Below are 15,341 nucleotides of genomic sequence, written 5' to 3'. Positions count from 1 at the left end.
ATAAGCGCCTGCCACTATTTGGTTGCAGACTCAAACTTGAGTGACTTCGACTCAACTTTGTTGACATTGAGTCGACAGGGCTCAACTCTGCGGTTTACCGTCCCCGCATGACTTCAGGCCAAGGCATCCTGAGCCACCCCGACTTCCGCCGCCTGTGGACGGCCGATCTGCTGAGCCAGCTGGGCATCCGCCTCGGCATGACCGCCGCTCCCCTGCTCGCCGTCATCACGCTGAATGCCACCACCCTCCAGGTCTCCCTGCTCCGCACCTGCGAGACCGCCGCCTGGCTGCTGCTCGGGTTGTTCGCCGGCGCGTGGATCGACCGGATGCGATGCCTCCCGGTCCTCGTCATCGCGGATCTGGGCCGAGCTCTGCTCTTCGGCTCGATCCCCGTCGCCGCCTGGTTCGGAGTACTGACCCTGACCCAGCTGTACGTCGTACTGGGGGTGGCCGGGCTGCTCACGGTGATGTTCGACGTGGCGCACAACGCCTACCCGCCGAGGTTGCTCGCGCCCGAGCAGTTGCTGCCCGCCAACGCAAAGCTCGCGGGCAACCACTCGATCGCGGCGGTGGTCGGCGCCGGGGCAGGCGGATTCCTCGTCCAATGGCTGACCGCCGCGGTCACGCTCGGCCTGAACGCGATCACCTTCCTCTGGTCGGCGCTCTGGCTCCGCTCGATCCGTACTCCGGAGCCACGGCCGGCGCCGGCGGAACAGCCGGATCTGCGCCGCGAGATCGGCGAGGGGCTGCGGTACGTGTTCGGGCACCCGTTGCTGCGGCCGATCGTGCTGAACACGACCACCATCATGCTGTTCCAGGCGGCGAGCGGCGCCGTGATGATCGTCTTCCTGGTCCGGGAGATCCACCTCTCCCCCAGCACCATCGGCCTGCTCAGCATGATCGGCCTGCTCGGCGCGCTGGTCGCCTCGTGGTTCACCGAACGCCTGAGCGCCTGGCTGGGCGATGCCCGCGCGCTGCTCATCGCCTCGGTCGGCATCGGTGTCGCCTTCACGCTCCAAGCACTGACCGGCCCGGGCTGGCAACTCGTCTGGTACGTCGCGGCGACCCTGCTGGCCGCGATCTGCATCATCGTCGCCTACATCCTGCAGATGAGCATCCGCCAACGCCTCTGCCCACCCGAGCTCCAGGGCCGGGTCACCGCCACGATGAGCTTCGTGAGCTGGGGAGCCGCCCCCATCGGCAGCCTCCTCGGCGGCATCACCGCCACCCTCCTGGGCCTCCGCCCCACCCTCTGGCTAGCCGGCCTCTCCACCCTCCTGGGCGCCGCCTGGCTCTTCTTCTCCCCGCTCCGAACCCTCCGCACCATCCCCGACCCCACCCCAAACCAACCAGCCGGCCTCGAGCCACCGGCTATCCCCTGACGCCGCTGCCGAGTGGGAACCTGCCGCGGCCGTGGCGCCCGGACGCGCACCACTCACCAACTCCTGAAACGCGCGCCGGGCGGAGCGGTCTGAGCGTCGCTCCGGGGGATCGCTAGGAGTTGGTGAGTGGTGCGGGTTCGGTGGTCAGTCGGAGATGATCTGGGCGCTCCCGACGAGGACCTCTACGTCCAGGGCGGCGCGGCCGCGGCCGATCTCGACGTCCTTGCTCTGGCCGTTGACGGCGCCGGTCCAGGTGACGCGGCCGAGTTGGGCCTCGGTGTGGACGCGGACGTCGGAGCCCCGACGGAGGGTGACGTTCGCGGCGCCGGACTCGACCCGGACGCGGGAGCGGCCCTTGGTGATCTGGGCGTCGAGGTTCGCGGAGCCCGCCTGGACGAGCAGGTCGATCGGGCCGTCGACGTCGGTCACCTTCGCGGTACCGGCGGTGACGCGGACTCGGGTCAGGCCGGGCAGGCGCTCGGCGACCACGCTGCCGCCGGTCACCTCGATCTCCACCTGCATGGCCGGGTTGACGCGGATCGAGAGTTCCTTGGCGAGGCCGTTCACGTGCGACTTCAGGTTGGTCGGGTTGCGCAGCATGCTGAATCCGTCGATCGAGACACCCATGTCGCCCTCGCTGGAGATCGCGAGGGTGTCGCCGTCGCGCTTGATCACGTGCGGACCGTCGACGGCGACCCCGTTGATCGCCGGCTCACCGATCAGCCGGACCCGCCGTCCGATCGCCCGGATCGTCACCCGCTGCACGCCAGCCGGTACCGGCACATTGCTGTGCTCAGCCTCGACGTCCTCCTCGGCCGGCGCATCGTCAACCACACTGTCCTGTACTCCGCTCCCCTGCCCGGCAACATCCCCGGCCGACGGGGCCCCGGCGCTGCCTTGCGGCGGCACATCGCTGGAAGCCGATCTGGCGGCCGCCGCCGACGCATCCGCGGGTGCCGAGATCGAGGCCGAGCCGGTGTCGGCCGACGCGGCGTCGGCGGCGTCCGCGGCGGACGGGGAGTCGACGACATCGGCCCACACCGAAGCCGACGGCGCGTCGCCAGCGGCAGCATCCTGACCGGCCGACCCCGGCTGCGCAGTACCAGCCGGGCTGTCGCCCGCAGTGGCGTCGCCGGCAGTGGCGTCGGGGGAAGTGGCGGCGTGGCGGGGGGTGGAGAGGGCGGCGATCAGGGTCGCGGCTTCGTCGCTGGACAGGTGGCCTCGGGCTACCCGGTCGAGGATGTCCTTGACGCGGCTGTCGTGGTCGCTCTGGTTGCTCTGATCGCTCATGCCCCCAGTCCAGCACCCGGACGGGTCGAAACCAATCGGGGATAGCCCCGAACTCCCCCGCTCATCCCTGACCGGCCGGACCTCCAGGCCATCAATGGGGCCGATCCTCGACGACCGCCTGCGCGCGACGCGGCGGAATCCCGTCGATTGATGGCCTGGAGGTCCGGCCCTAACGGCAGTGCGGGTCACGGCGGAGTAGCCCGTGACCCGCACTGCTTCTCTATAACCTCACGACTCGACCGAGCCGGTTGTGGTTGGTACTGCGTGGAGCGGTCACGCGGCCGAGGTCATCTCCTCCTCGGCCAGTTCCTCCTGGACCGCGTTCAGTTCGGCGGCTTCGGCCGAAGCCTCGGCGCGACGCTGCTTGAGGCCGCGAAGACCGGCGAGCCCGATCAGCAGACCGGCAAGCGTGATGCCGGTGACGACCACGAGGGCCGGCTTGTACGACGCCAGCACACTGCTGGGAGTGGAGTCGCCCCCGGTCTGGCCCCCAATCACCGCGGTGGTGACCGCGAGGACGATCGCGCCGCCGACCTGGCTGGAGGTGTTGAACAGTCCGGACGCGAGCCCCTGCTCGTTGTCGTCCACCCCGTTCGTGGCCTGCATGTTCAGCGCCGGGAAGGTGATCGCGAAGCCCAGGCCGATCAGCACGATGGTTGGCATCACGGTGGCGACGTAGTCCGACGACGTACCGATCCGCAGGAAGAGCGCGTAGCCGACGACGAACAGCGCCATCCCGATCGCGACCATCCGCTCGGTGCCGATCCGGTCGGCGACCTTGCCCGCGTTCGGCGACAGGAAGGCGACCAGCAGGCCGGCCGGCAGGAAGCCGAGCGCGGTCTCGAACGACGACCAGCCCAGCAGGTTCTGCAGGTACAGGGTGCCGATGAACTGGAAGGCGACGTACGCGCCGAACACCGTCATGATGGCGAGGTTCGCCCGTCGCAGGTTTCCCTTGCGCAGGATGCCGAGCCGGACCAGCGGGTGCTTGGAGTGGCGTTCGATCAGCACGAAGGCGGTCAGCAGCGCGGCCGCCAGGACGAACAGGCCGATCGTGCGGACCGAGGCCCAGCCGGCGCCCTCGGCCCCGACCACCGCGAACACCAGTGTCAGCATGCCGGCGGTGACAGTGACGGCCCCCGGTACGTCGTACCCGCCGGCGGAATCGTCCCGCGGGCTGTTCGGGATCAGCTTGAGCGCGAAGGCCAGCACGATCAGGGCGACCGGGCCGGGCATCAGGAAGGTCCAGCGCCAGCCGACCTCGGTCAGCAGGCCACCGAGGATCAGGCCCATCGAGAAGCCGCTGGCCGCGCAGGTGGTGAAGATGCTGAGCGCCCGGTTGCGATCCGGACCCTCGTGGAAGGTGGTGGTGATGATCGAGAGCGCGGCCGGCGCGGTGAAGGCGGCGGCGATGCCCTTGACGAACCGCGCGGCGATGAGCAGTTCGGGGTTGGTGGCCAGGGAACTCAGCATCGAGACCACGGCGAACACGGCCAGCGCGATCAGGAAGACGCGGCGGCGGCCGAGCAGGTCGGCGGTCCGGCCGCCGAGCAGCAGCAGGCCTCCGTAGCCGAGCACGTACCCGGTCACGACCCACTGGAGAGAAGAGAGGGACACGCCGAGGTCGGCGCCGATGGAGGGCAGCGACATGCCCACCATGGACACGTCCAGGCCGTCGAGGAAGATCACGCCGCAGACCACCAGGAGCGCGCCCCACAGGCGCGCGTCCCAGGTCAGACGGGTCGGTGCGGTTGCTTGCGTTGTGTCTGTCACAAGGAGAGAGCTTTGCATGCACGTGCATCTAATGTCTACTCATTAATTGCGTTTGCATTAAATTTACATGCATGATAACGTCCCGCTCATGACCGAGACGAAGGTCAGCGCTGGGACTGGTGAGATCAGCGCCGACGTCCGCGAGTGGCGCCAGTTGCTGGCCCGCCATGCGGATCTCACCTGCGCGCTGGACCGCGAACTGCAATCAGGCCACGAACTGGGCATGAGTGAGTACGAAGTGCTCGAGCGGCTGGCGGAACTGCCCGAGCAGTCGGCGAAGGTCCAGCAGATCGCGAAGTCGGTGCACCTGAGCCAGAGCGCTCTCTCCCGGGTGATCGGCCGTCTGGAGACCGCCGGACTGGTCGAGCGTCACATGTGCCCGGAGGACCGTCGCGCGATCAACGTCCGCCTCACGGACGACGGCCTGCTCCGGCAGACCGAGGCCGAGCCGACTCAGCGCCGCGTCCTCGCCGAGCGCCTGCATGCTCCGCTGACGAAGACCTGCGACGCGCCTACTCGCTGACCGCGGGCTCCTCAGTTCAACGTGTACGTGTACCCGTTGCCGGTCAGGCTGGCCAAGACCCGTTCCCGGTGATCCTCACCCCGGGTCTCTAGCTGCAACGCCACCTCGACCTCGTCCAGGTTCAGCGTCTCCGAGATGCGTTCGTGCAGCACCTCGATGATGTTCGCATCCACCTCGGCCAGCCGGGACAGCAGCGTCGCGAGCCCGCCCGGGGTGTCGGGGATGCGCACCCTGAGCGACATGTAGCGACCGGCGGCGGCCATGCCGTGCCGGATCACCCGCATCAGCAGCAACGGATCGATGTTGCCACCGGACAGGACCACCACGACAGGAGGTTTGAACCGCGCCGGCTCGTCGAGTACCGCGGCGACCGCGGCCGCGCCGGCGGGTTCGACCACCAGCTTGGCCCGTTCGAGGATCAGCAAGAGGGCCTCGGACAACGAATCCTCGTCGACCGTGCGCACCTCGCTGACGTGCCGCTGGATCGTCTCGAACGGAACCGTCCCAGGGAGACCGACAGCGATGCCGTCGGCCATCGTCGCCATCTGGTCGAGCTGCAGAGGCGCACCGGCCGCCAGCGAGGCCGGATAGGCGGCAGCACCCTTGGCCTGTACTCCGACCACCTCGATCGGCATCCCGTCGCGCTGCATCGCCAGGGCGATTCCCGCGATCAGCCCGCCACCACCGGTCGGTACCACGACCGTCCGGACCTGCGGGCACTGCTCCACGATCTCCAGCCCGGTGGTCGCCTGCCCGGCGACGATGTCCTCGTGGTCGAACGGGTGGATCAGGATCGCCCCGGTCTCGGCCTCGAACTCGCGCGCCGCCTTCAGGCAGTCGTCGATCGAGGTACCGGCGAAGCGGATCTCGGCCCCGTAGGCGCGGGTCGCCTTCTCCTTCGGGATCGGCGCGCCGTGCGGCATGAACACCGTCGCCTTGATTCCGAGCAGTTGCGCGGCGAGTGCGACGCCCTGCGCGTGGTTCCCCGCACTGGCGGCGACCACGCCACGGGCCCGGTCTTTCTTGGAGAGCCGGGCCATCCGGACGTACGCGCCGCGCAGCTTGAACGACCCGGTCCGCTGCAGGTTTTCGCACTTCAGGAACACGTCGCCGCCGACGAGTTCGCTCAGCCAGCGGGAGTACTCCAGCGGGGTAGGCGCGACCACGTCGTGCAGCAGGTTCGCTGCTCGGGCGATGTCCGCCGCGGTGATGCTCACCTGCTCACACTACGACCGCAACCGGTTAGGTTGTGCGGCATGACACTGCAGACACGCCCCTTCGGCTCCACCGGCATCGACGTCAGCGTGATCGGCCTGGGAGCGTGGCAGCTGGGCCGGTCCGCGAGCTGGCCGACCGGTCCCGAGCCGGACGAAGCGGTGCGGATCGTGCACGCCGCGTTGGACGCCGGCGTGAACTTCCTGGACACCGCACCCGCCTACGCCGACGGCCAGAGTGAGCTCAACCTCGGCCGGGCACTGAAGAGCGTTCCCCGCGACAAGTTCGTACTCTGCACGAAGGTCGGTCCCACCCATGACGGCCGCACCGACTGGTCGGCCGCGGCGATCGCGGCGTCGGTCGAGGGCAGCGCGGAACGCATGGGCGTCGACTACATCGACTTCGTGATCCTGCACAGCCCACCGGCGGAAGTGCTGAACAGCGCGGAGCACTACGCTGCGCTCGAGACGCTGCGTGCCAAGGGGCTGATCCGTGCCTATGGTGCGTCGGTCGACTACGACCGCGACGTCCGCACAGTGCTGACCGACACCGATTCGCAGGTCCTCGAAGTACGGATGTCCGCCCTCTACCAAGAGACCTGGCCGGCGGTCTCGGAGGCAGCCGGGCGAGGTGCCGGAGTCATCGTGAAGGTGCCGCTCGAGTCTGGCTGGCTCTCGGGTCGCTATGACGCGGACAGCACGTTCGACGATGTGCGGGCCCGCTGGTCCGCCGACGACGTCGCACTGCGAGCCGGTCTGGTCGACGAACTGCGCGGGCTGCTGCCGCCGGGCCTGAGCCCCGTTGACGCGTCGCTGCGGTTCCTGCTCGCCAACGACAGCGTGTCCACCGTCATCCCGGGCACCCGCTCGGTCAAGCACCTGCAGACCAGCATCGCCGCGGCCGCCGAGCCGCTGCCGACCGCCACGGTCGAGGCGATCCAGGCCTGGTACGCCGACCGCCTCGGCGAGCGCCATCTGGACTGGTAGCCGAGACTCGCTGTTGGATCCGGCGGTGAGGAGATCGCGTTGAAGGTCACGGCTGTGGTGGTGCGTCCGCAGGACGAGGCGGTGCTCCTGGTGCCGTCGGGACTTCCGCAGGTGGAGCTCCCGGATAGGTTCTGGTTCCCCGATGTCGAGGCGCCCGTGCAGGCGCTGCGCTCGGAATTGGGGCTGGAGGCAACTGTGCTGGTCTGCCTCGACACCCCACCCGGCGCGACGGCCTACCTGATGGAAAGCATCGGCGCGATCCCTTCCGATGCCCGCTGGGGTTACGTCGATGATCCACTGGTCACCGCTGCGCGGGCGCACCTTGCCCTGCCGGCCGACCACCCGGTCACCCCGCTGTGGACGAAACCCGGCTGGTACGCCGAGACGCTCGGTTGGATCGACGAGCAACTCGACGCGGTGGGATCACCACGGACCGGCGTACCGGCTCAGGTGCGATCGTGGGGGTTGTCGAACGTACTGCGGTGTCCGACCGCGACGGGTGACGTCTATTTCAAGGCGCTCGCGCACTCCACCACGATCCGGCCCGCGCGGGTGGACGCGTTGCCGTTGCTGTTCGCGCATGAGCCGCTGCTGCTGAGGCGGCTCGCGGACGATCGGCCGGGGTCCGTGCCGGAGCCTCTGGCGATCGACGAGAAGCGGGTGTGGATGCTGCTGCCGGATCTCGGGCCGCCGCTCGCCTCCGAGCCGAGGGTTGAGGCGTGGATCGACTCGCTGCGGAGTCACGCCCGGTTGCAGCGGAGCTATGCGGATCAGGCCGATCGGCTGCTGGAGTTCACCTGCGTCGACCGGCGGCTCGCAGTACTGGACGGGGAGATCGACCGGCTGTTCGGGCCGAACCCGGCGACCGAGCGGCTCGAAGCTGCCGAGCGGGCGCGGTTGCCGCGGCGTGCGGAGGAGTTGCGTGAGGCAATCACCGAGCTCGCTGCGATCGGCGTACCCGAGACGTTGCTGCACGGTGATCTGCATCCACGGAACCTCGCCGTACACGACGGATCGGTGCTCGCCTTCGACTGGACGGACGCGGCGGTGTCGCACCCGTTCCTCGATCTGGTGACCTTCGTGGAGAAGCGCTCGCCGATCTCGGAGGATCCCCGGCTGACGGATGCCTATCTCGCCGAGTGGGAGGAGTACGCCGCGCCGGCCGACCTGCGCCGGGCTCTCGTGCTGGCCCAGGAACTCGGCGCGCTGCACCAGGTGATGACCTCGCTCCACCTCCCTGATCACCTCTCCGGGCCGAGCGCCGAGGCAATGATCGACGGCGCCCACTGGTGGCTCCGCAGCCTCGTCACTTGAGGAGTCACTTGAGCAGGAGTTTGCCGAGCCGGCGGGAGGCGACGTACATGCCGGCGGTGCCCATCGCAACGAGGTACAGCGCGTTGATCACGAGGGTCCAGCTGACGTTGCCGGTGGTGAAGGCGCGTTCGAGCGCGACGCCCTGGTAGAGCGGGGTGATCTCGACCAGCCAGCGGATCCAGTCGGGGTACGTTTCGACCGGGTAGAAGGTGGCCGAGAAGAGGAACATCGGGATCGTCGCGAGCTGCACGAACTCGAAGTCCTGCCAGCTCCGCATGAAAGTGGTCAGCGCCATCCCCGCGCCGGCGAACGCGTACCCGATCAGCACCGAGGCCGGCAACGCCAGCAGCGCCCACCACGACTCGATCAGCCCCATCACGAGCATCACCAGGATGAACATGGCCGAGTAGCAGGCACCGCGCAGCAGCGCCCAGGTCACCTCGCCGGTCGCGACGTCCCACGGTCTGAGCGGCGTGGCGAGCATCGAGTCGTACAGCTTCGCGTACTTCATCCGGAAGAAGATGTTGTACGTCGAGTCGAAGATCGCGCCGTTCATCGCCGAGCTCGCGAGCATCGCCGGAGCCACGAAGGCCGCGTACCCGATCACGGTGCCGTCGGACAGGGTGAAGTCGCCGACCAGCTGGGCGACGCCGAGGCCGATCGAGAGCAGGTAGAACACCGGCTCGAAGAAGCCGGACACGAAGACGATCCAGGACCGCTTGTAGACCAGGAAGTTCCGCTCGACCAGCTGCCGTCCGTTGCCGGGACGGAGCGGGACCGGGAGCACCCGGGCAGTGAGTGTCGCCATCAGCTGATCAACCTCCGGGTCAGGCCGCGCACCGCGAACCAGGTGCCGACGGCGAACCAGGCGGCGAGATAGGCGAGGTTGCCCAGCGCCGGCAGCAGCTCGACCGTGTTCAGGCTCAGGTCACGGGACAGCTCGACCGCGTGCCACAACGGGCTCAGGTACGCCAGCCACTCGATCCAGTTCGGCAGCTGGGAGACCGGGAAGAACGCGCCGGAGAACAGAAAGGCCGGAACCACCCCGAAGCGGTAGATCATCGCGAACCCGGAGTCGTTGTCGAGCCGGGTTGCCACTGCGCAGACCGGCGCGGACGTAGCCATCCCGACGAGCAGGGCGACCGGCAGCCCGAGCAGTCCCCACGGCGAGGCGAGCCCACCGAACGCGGCGATCACGACCAGGAACACCGCGCAGGTGGTGAACACGCGGAAGGCGATGAAGGCGAGCTGCCCGTACATCACGTCGGCCGGGCGCAACGGCGTCGCGATCATCGAGAAGTAGAACTTCTGCCACTTGATCCCGCCCATCACGGGGTAGGTCGACTCCCCCACGGCGATCTGCAGCGCGGTCGCCGCGAGCAGTCCGGGCGCGATGTACTGCAGGTAGCTGACGCCGCCGAGGGCGCCCGTCCCGTTGGCATCGACGAACGAGCCCAGGCCGATCCCCATCGCGGCGAGGTAGAGCAGCGGTAGCAGGAAGCTGCTGACCAGGCTGCCCTTCCAGGTGCGTTTGTAGACGGTGGCCCAGTAGTCGAACTGGCGGCGGCCGTTCTCCAGGGCGACGACGCTCATCAGTCGACCAACGTCCGGCCGGTGAGCCGCAGGAAGACGTCCTCGAGCGTGGATCGGCGAACCAGCACGGCGGCAGGCTCGAGCCCGCGCTCGTGCATCGCCGCGACCGCCCGCTCCCCGTCGTCGGTGTAGAGCAACAGCCGATCAGGCAGTACTTCGATGCGCTGGGCGAGGTCCTCCACCTTGCCGGCCAACGCGTCGTGGTCGGCGGACATCACCTCCGGGCCGAACCGCAGCTCGGTCACCTCGCGCGTCGAGTAGTCGCGGATCAGCTCGGCCGGTGATCCCTCGGCCGCGATCCGGCCGCCGTCCATCACGACTAGCCGGTCGCATAACTGCTCGGCCTCGTCCATGTAGTGCGTGGTGATGATCAGGGTCACGCCACTCTGCTTCAGACGGAACAGCTTGTCCCACAGCAGATGCCGGGCCTGCGGGTCGAGCCCGGTGGTCGGCTCGTCGAGCAGCAGCAGATCGGGCTTGCTCACCAGCGACCGCGCGATCGTCAGCCGCCGCTTCATCCCGCCGGACAGCTCGTCGACCTTCTCCTTGGCCTTCTCCGTCAGCGAGACGAAGGTGAGCAGCTCGTCGGCCCGCTCGCGGCACTCGGCCCGGCTGAGCCCGAAGTACCGGCCGTAGACCGTCAGGTTCTCGTGCACGGAAAGCTCGGTGTCGAGCGTGTCGTCCTGCGGGCACACCCCGAGCCGCGCCCGGATCGCCGGCCCGTCCGTGGCCGGGTCCATCCCGAGGATCCGCAGCACCCCACCACTGATCGGCGACACTGCCCCGATCATCCGCATCGTCGAGGACTTGCCCGCCCCGTTCGGCCCGAGAAACCCGAAGGCCTCCCCCTTCCGGACGTCCAGGTCGATCCCCGCGACCGCCTCGAAGTCCCCGTAGGACTTCCGCAGCCCACGAGCATGCACCAAGGACTCCCGCTGATCATCCACACCAGGACACTAGACGCCACCCCCGACAATTCTCTTGTGCTTTTGAGCACTCCGGGTGCCCTCCGTCGGCGGGAGACGCGCGGGTAGGTCGGAGTACTGGCTAGAGGCGCATCTTGTCGGCGACTGCGGTGGCGAAGCCGGTCAGGGCGTCGTGGCCCTCGGCGGACATGGCCCAGGGGTTGAAGCTGACGCGGCCCTTGGTGTGGGCGGCGTGCTCCATGGCGAGTTCCGGGCGGCTGAGCAGGCGGAGGGTGTAGGCCGCGGCCTGGTGGGCCTCGATGTCGGCCGGCTCCGGCTGATGGCCGGGGCGCCACCAGTTCGCACGGGCGTCCAGCAGCATGTCGCGGCGATCGAGGATCAGGGACTGGAGCCGCGCGTCCCGCTCCGCCTGCGGCCTCGTCTGGTCCTGGGCGATGTCGACGATCGCCTCGGCGAGCACCAGCGACAGGATCCCGGTACCGAGCGCCCGGTACGGCTGCGTCTTGTACGCCGTGTCCCGGCCGAACCGGAGGAGATCCTCGACCGGCCCCCGGGTCCACTTCGGCGCGAGGATCTGCACCTGCCGCGCGTGCACGAGGTACGAGTCCGGCTGCCGCGCCACCGAGTTGGCGAAGACGAGTTCCTTGTCCCGGGCCGAGAACTGCAGGCCGAGCGCAACCCATTGCAGCGGGCACCACGGCGTCGCGTCGTCCGGTGCCGCGTCGATCGCGGCCGTGATCACGTCGTTCGCGGTCCGCAGGATGTCGTGGAAGGTGGCGAACTGCTGCGACGACACGTTCACGGCCCGCTGGGCGGTCCGCACCTCCCACGCCTCGAAGACCAGCGTCTGCGCCAGCCACACGAGCAGCTCCGGATCCCCCGGCAACGCCTGCAACCGCAACTCGAGGTGCTCGCTCCGTCCGATCGCGGCATTCGCCAGCCCGGTCATCCGGATCGCCCGCAGATCGGTACTGATCGGGCTCGCCTTCAGCAGTCCCAGCCCGGCCGACAGATCGTCCCCCGCACGAACAGCCGCGTACGCCGCGTCGAGCGCCGGATCATCCCAGGACTGATCGAGCCGAAGCCCCTCAGTACTGACCCGCCGCTTCCGAGAGAAAATCCCCATCAGTCGGATGGTAGACGGCCCATCCGTTCACGAGCTCTGATTCGAGCCGCGACAGAGGAGCGGCGAAGCGGGTCGGAGTACTAGCCGCGGCCGGCGTACGGCATACCGGCCGCCATCACGGTGAGGGTGGGGACGGCGACCGTGGTGGGGAGTTGGGCGATCTGGACCACGAAGTCGGCGACGACCTTGGGGTCGAAGGTGGGCTCGACGGCGGTGGAGCCGTCGGGTTGGAGGACGCCCTGGGCCATCCTGGCGGTCATCGAGGTGGCGGCGTTGCCGATGTCGATCTGGCCGCAGGTGATGCCGTGGGCACGGCCTTCCAGTTCGAGGGCCTTGGTCAGGCCGCTGATCGCGTGCTTGCTCGCGGTGTAGGCGATCCCGTGCGGCCTCGGCACGTGCGCCGAGACGGAGCCGTTGTTGATGATCCGGCCACCCGTGGGGTCCTGCCGCAGCATCAGTGCGAAGGCCTCCCGCGCACACAGGAACGAGCCGGTCAGGTTGGTGTCGATCACCCGCCGCCAGTCCTCGTCCGTCACGTCCTGTACTGCGGCCGCAGGCGACCCAGTGCCCGCGTTGTTCACGAGCAGGTCGATCCGATCGAGCGACTGGAAGAACGCCGAGACCGCTGACCCGTCCGCCACATCCAGTACTGCGGTGCGCACCTCGCCGACCCCGGCCGCACCGACGCCGGCCACTCCCTCGGCGGCGCCCGCGGTCTCGCGGAGTCTGGTCTCCGTCCGGCCGGTCACCGTCACCTGGAAACCGACAGCCGCGAGGGCCAGCGCCATCTCCCGCCCGAGCCCGGACCCACCCCCGGTCACCACCGCCACCTTCTGCATGCCAGTCCTCTCCTCGTCAGCCGACCCGACTCATCAAACCCCACCCCTTCCCCACCGGCTCCGGCAGCCTGGAAGTTTCCTGTGCGTGACCGGTGAACTACCTGTAGTTAACCACTTGCAGCACTGCCAACAGAGCCGGAAACTCATTTGCGTGTATCACGCAAGCATGTATATGCTTGCACCATGCATGTAAATGACGGATGGATGCCTCAGACGCCAGTGGAGGGCGTGCTGCACGCGTTCACCCGGATCGGCCGCCGGCTGAAGGCGAAGCAACCCGGTGACACGATCGACCCCAGCGCCCACCTGGCGCTGTTCGTGCTGCGGTGCAACGGCGCGCTGCGGCTGTCGGATCTGGCCAGCCGGATGGAGATCGACGCCTCGACCGCCAGCCGGCACGTCCGGTCGCTCGAGCAGGCGGGCCTGGTCCGCCGCTCCGCCGACCCCGACGACGGCCGCGCCTTCCGGGTCGAACTGACCGAGCAGGGCACCCAGGAGTGGGAAGCCGCTTCCAAGCGCCGGATGGAGTTGCTCAGCCGGGCCATGGACGGCTGGACCGACTCCGACATAGAGACCTTCGAGAAGTTGATGACCCGGTTCGCCGAAGGGGTCACCAGTCTTGTCGACGACCGCGCCGACGGACGCGCCTGGGCCGACAAGGGCTGGGCCGCCGCGATGGCCGCCCAGCGCAAGCCGGCCGTTGCCGCCGCGCACCTGAATACCGAAGAGAACGTGGAGAACAATCAATGAGCACGACCGAGCCCGCCACCGCCGGCGGCGCCGCGCCTGAACCGAGCGCACCAAACTATCTGTCACACAAGCAGATCCTGGTGATTCTCGGCGGTTTGATGGCCGGCATGTTCCTGGCCGCTCTCGACCAGAGCATCGTCGGAACCGCGCTGCCGCAGATCGTCAGCGAGTTCAACAGCCTGGACAAGCTGTCCTGGGTCGTCACCGCCTACCTGCTGACCTCGACCGCCTCCACTCCGTTGTGGGGCAAGATCTCCGACCTCTACGGCCGCCGCCCGCTGTTCATCGCGGCGATCGTCACCTTCCTGGCCGGCTCCGTGCTGGCCGCGCTGTCGCAGAACATCGAGGAACTGATCGGCTTCCGCGCCGTCCAGGGCCTGGGCGCCGGCGGTCTGATGTCACTCGCGTTCGCCACCATCGGCGACGTGATCCCACCGCGCGAGCGCGGTAAGTACATGGGGTACTTCGGTGCCGTCTTCGGACTGTCCTCGGTCGCCGGGCCGCTGCTCGGTGGTGTCCTCACCGACGGTCCCGGCTGGCGCTGGATCTTCTGGATCAACCTGCCGATCGGCCTGGTCGCGCTGGGCATCGTGGCTGCCGTCCTCAAGCTGCCGCACGTGAGGCGCAGCCACCAGATCGACTACCTCGGCGCCGCGATCGTCACCGGCGCGGTCACCACGCTGCTGCTCGCGATCTCCTGGAGCGGACCGGGCAACGGCTGGGGCAACGGCACCACCATCGCCCTGCTGGTCGGCGCGGTCGTCCTGGCCGTCGCGTTCGTGCTCGTCGAACTGCGGGTCGCCGAGCCGATCATCCCGATGGACCTGTTCAAGGGCCGGATCTTCTCGGGCTACGCCGGGTACGCGTTCCTCCTCGGCTTCGCGATGTTCGGTGCGCTGATCTTCCTGCCGCTCTACCTGCAGGCGGTCAAGGACCTGTCCCCGACCCGTTCGGGTCTGGCCCTGCTGCCGATGATCGTCGGTATCTTCTCCGCCTCGATCCCGAGCGGCCAGCTGATGAGCAAGACCGGCCGCTACAAGGTCTACCCGATCATCTCCTCGGTCCTGGTCGGCGGCGCCATGGTGCTGCTGTCCACGCTGTCGATGAGCACGCCGTACTGGCACCTGGCGATCTTCATGTTCATCATGGGCGCCGGTCTGGGTCTGTCGATGCAGATCACCGTCACCGCCGCGCAGAACAGCGTGCCCCGCAAGCACATGGGCACAGCGACCTCGACGATGACGTTCTTCCGGTCCATGGGTGGCGCGATCGGTACCGCCGTGTACGGCGCGGTGCTGACCAGCCGGCTGGAGGTCCACCTGCGCGACATCGTGCCGAACGCCACGCAGACCATGGTCGACGGACTCGCCAAGGCGGCGAACAGCGTCCAGGCGCTGCACAGCCTGAAGGAGCCGATGAAGGGCTGGGCGCTGCACGGTCTGGTGGACGCGATGGGAGACGTCTTCCTGGTCTCGCTGCCGTTCCTGGCGATCGCCCTGATCCTCGCGGTGATCACCCCCGAGCAGCGGCTGGCCGGTCGTTCCGACGACACGCCGAAGCCCGAGGACGAGAACGTGGAGGCCTCCGCGGCCGCCGCGATGCACTGACCCGCAGTACTACGAAC

The 15,341-nt window shown here is 68.6% G+C and carries 14 protein-coding genes; 6 read left to right on the top strand and 8 right to left on the bottom strand.

The annotated features are described in order from the left end of the window. The first annotated feature begins 107 nt into the window (after nucleotides 1–107). Nucleotides 108–1,382, top strand: coding sequence for an MFS transporter (locus tag ACFPJ1_RS33845; RefSeq protein ID WP_380110303.1), 1,275 nt, complete (start codon nucleotides 108–110; stop codon nucleotides 1,380–1,382). A gap of 144 nt (nucleotides 1,383–1,526) precedes the next feature. Here ACFPJ1_RS33845 and ACFPJ1_RS33840 read toward each other — a convergent pair whose 3' ends face one another. Then, nucleotides 1,527–2,672, bottom strand: a complete 1,146-nt coding sequence (locus ACFPJ1_RS33840) for a hypothetical protein (protein WP_380110301.1) — start codon at nucleotides 2,670–2,672, stop codon at nucleotides 1,527–1,529. Nucleotides 2,673–2,945: 273 nt separating this feature from the next. Then, complete coding sequence (locus ACFPJ1_RS33835) at nucleotides 2,946–4,445, bottom strand: MFS transporter (protein WP_380110300.1); 1,500 nt, start codon at nucleotides 4,443–4,445, stop codon at nucleotides 2,946–2,948. Between the two features lie 88 nt (nucleotides 4,446–4,533). Here ACFPJ1_RS33835 and ACFPJ1_RS33830 point away from each other — a divergent pair, with 88 nt between their 5' ends. Further along, complete coding sequence (locus ACFPJ1_RS33830) at nucleotides 4,534–4,968, top strand: MarR family winged helix-turn-helix transcriptional regulator (RefSeq protein WP_380110298.1); 435 nt, start codon at nucleotides 4,534–4,536, stop codon at nucleotides 4,966–4,968. An 11-nt stretch (nucleotides 4,969–4,979) separates the two neighbouring features. On the opposite strand, the gene ilvA is transcribed toward ACFPJ1_RS33830, so the two are convergent. Next, nucleotides 4,980–6,185 carry a threonine ammonia-lyase gene (ilvA, locus tag ACFPJ1_RS33825; protein WP_380110297.1) on the bottom strand — a complete coding sequence of 402 codons (1,206 nt, stop codon included), beginning with the start codon at nucleotides 6,183–6,185 and terminating at the stop codon, nucleotides 4,980–4,982. A gap of 39 nt (nucleotides 6,186–6,224) precedes the next feature. Here ilvA and ACFPJ1_RS33820 point away from each other — a divergent pair, with 39 nt between their 5' ends. Both ACFPJ1_RS33820 and ACFPJ1_RS33815 read left to right on the top strand, forming a co-directional pair. Next, on the top strand, nucleotides 6,225–7,169 hold the full coding sequence (locus tag ACFPJ1_RS33820) for an aldo/keto reductase (RefSeq protein ID WP_380110295.1): 945 nt from the start codon (nucleotides 6,225–6,227) through the stop codon (nucleotides 7,167–7,169). A 39-nt stretch (nucleotides 7,170–7,208) separates the two neighbouring features. Continuing rightward, complete coding sequence (locus ACFPJ1_RS33815; protein ID WP_380110293.1) at nucleotides 7,209–8,483, top strand: aminoglycoside phosphotransferase family protein; 1,275 nt, start codon at nucleotides 7,209–7,211, stop codon at nucleotides 8,481–8,483. 4 nt (nucleotides 8,484–8,487) lie between these two features. On the opposite strand, the gene ACFPJ1_RS33810 is transcribed toward ACFPJ1_RS33815, so the two are convergent. The 5 genes from ACFPJ1_RS33810 to ACFPJ1_RS33790 all read right to left on the bottom strand — a co-directional run bounded on the left by ACFPJ1_RS33810 (nucleotide 8,488) and on the right by ACFPJ1_RS33790 (nucleotide 12,967). Beyond that, nucleotides 8,488–9,291, bottom strand: coding sequence for an ABC transporter permease (locus ACFPJ1_RS33810; RefSeq protein WP_380110291.1), 804 nt, complete (start codon nucleotides 9,289–9,291; stop codon nucleotides 8,488–8,490). Further along, entirely contained in the window at nucleotides 9,291–10,076 is a 786-nt protein-coding gene (locus ACFPJ1_RS33805) for an ABC transporter permease (protein WP_380110290.1), read from the bottom strand. The genes ACFPJ1_RS33810 and ACFPJ1_RS33805 overlap by 1 nt, the downstream gene beginning before the upstream one ends. Further along, the gene (locus tag ACFPJ1_RS33800) at nucleotides 10,076–11,023 is read right to left on the bottom strand and encodes an ABC transporter ATP-binding protein (RefSeq protein ID WP_380110287.1); all 948 of its coding nucleotides are present in this window, start codon (nucleotides 11,021–11,023) and stop codon (nucleotides 10,076–10,078) included. Before ACFPJ1_RS33800 ends, ACFPJ1_RS33805 begins: the two co-directional genes overlap by 1 nt. Nucleotides 11,024–11,123: 100 nt before the next feature. Beyond that, nucleotides 11,124–12,128, bottom strand: a complete 1,005-nt coding sequence (locus ACFPJ1_RS33795; protein ID WP_380110285.1) for a hypothetical protein — start codon at nucleotides 12,126–12,128, stop codon at nucleotides 11,124–11,126. A gap of 80 nt (nucleotides 12,129–12,208) precedes the next feature. Further along, complete coding sequence (locus ACFPJ1_RS33790) at nucleotides 12,209–12,967, bottom strand: SDR family oxidoreductase (RefSeq protein ID WP_380110283.1); 759 nt, start codon at nucleotides 12,965–12,967, stop codon at nucleotides 12,209–12,211. A 204-nt stretch (nucleotides 12,968–13,171) separates the two neighbouring features. Here ACFPJ1_RS33790 and ACFPJ1_RS33785 point away from each other — a divergent pair, with 204 nt between their 5' ends. Next, on the top strand, nucleotides 13,172–13,717 hold the full coding sequence (locus tag ACFPJ1_RS33785) for a MarR family winged helix-turn-helix transcriptional regulator (protein ID WP_380110281.1): 546 nt from the start codon (nucleotides 13,172–13,174) through the stop codon (nucleotides 13,715–13,717). Further along, nucleotides 13,714–15,324: an MDR family MFS transporter gene (locus ACFPJ1_RS33780; RefSeq protein ID WP_380110280.1), complete on the top strand. Its 1,611-nt coding sequence runs from the start codon at nucleotides 13,714–13,716 to the stop codon at nucleotides 15,322–15,324. The genes ACFPJ1_RS33785 and ACFPJ1_RS33780 overlap by 4 nt, the downstream gene beginning before the upstream one ends. Nucleotides 15,325–15,341: the final 17 nt, after the last annotated feature.

It is taken from the genome of Kribbella qitaiheensis, assembly GCF_042657745.1.
Taxonomy (GTDB): Bacteria; Actinomycetota; Actinomycetes; order Propionibacteriales; family Kribbellaceae; genus Kribbella; species Kribbella qitaiheensis.
This window is presented reverse-complemented; position numbering and strand designations above follow the sequence as displayed.

Bases quoted from the DNA above. Each gene is read 5' to 3' on its own strand.
- ACFPJ1_RS33790 (WP_380110283.1), bottom strand. From the start codon at position 12,967: ATGCAGAAGGTGGCGGTGGTGACCGGGGGTGGGTCCGGGCTCGGGCGG.
- ACFPJ1_RS33820 (WP_380110295.1), top strand. From the start codon at position 6,225: ATGACACTGCAGACACGCCCCTTCGGCTCCACCGGCATCGACGTCAGC.
- ACFPJ1_RS33780 (WP_380110280.1), top strand. From the start codon at position 13,714: ATGAGCACGACCGAGCCCGCCACCGCCGGCGGCGCCGCGCCTGAACCG.
- ACFPJ1_RS33845 (WP_380110303.1), top strand. From the start codon at position 108: ATGACTTCAGGCCAAGGCATCCTGAGCCACCCCGACTTCCGCCGCCTG.
- ACFPJ1_RS33830 (WP_380110298.1), top strand. From the start codon at position 4,534: ATGACCGAGACGAAGGTCAGCGCTGGGACTGGTGAGATCAGCGCCGAC.
- ACFPJ1_RS33805 (WP_380110290.1), bottom strand. From the start codon at position 10,076: ATGAGCGTCGTCGCCCTGGAGAACGGCCGCCGCCAGTTCGACTACTGG.
- ACFPJ1_RS33795 (WP_380110285.1), bottom strand. From the start codon at position 12,128: ATGGGGATTTTCTCTCGGAAGCGGCGGGTCAGTACTGAGGGGCTTCGG.
- ACFPJ1_RS33840 (WP_380110301.1), bottom strand. From the start codon at position 2,672: ATGAGCGATCAGAGCAACCAGAGCGACCACGACAGCCGCGTCAAGGAC.
- ACFPJ1_RS33810 (WP_380110291.1), bottom strand. From the start codon at position 9,291: ATGGCGACACTCACTGCCCGGGTGCTCCCGGTCCCGCTCCGTCCCGGC.
- ACFPJ1_RS33785 (WP_380110281.1), top strand. From the start codon at position 13,172: ATGCCTCAGACGCCAGTGGAGGGCGTGCTGCACGCGTTCACCCGGATC.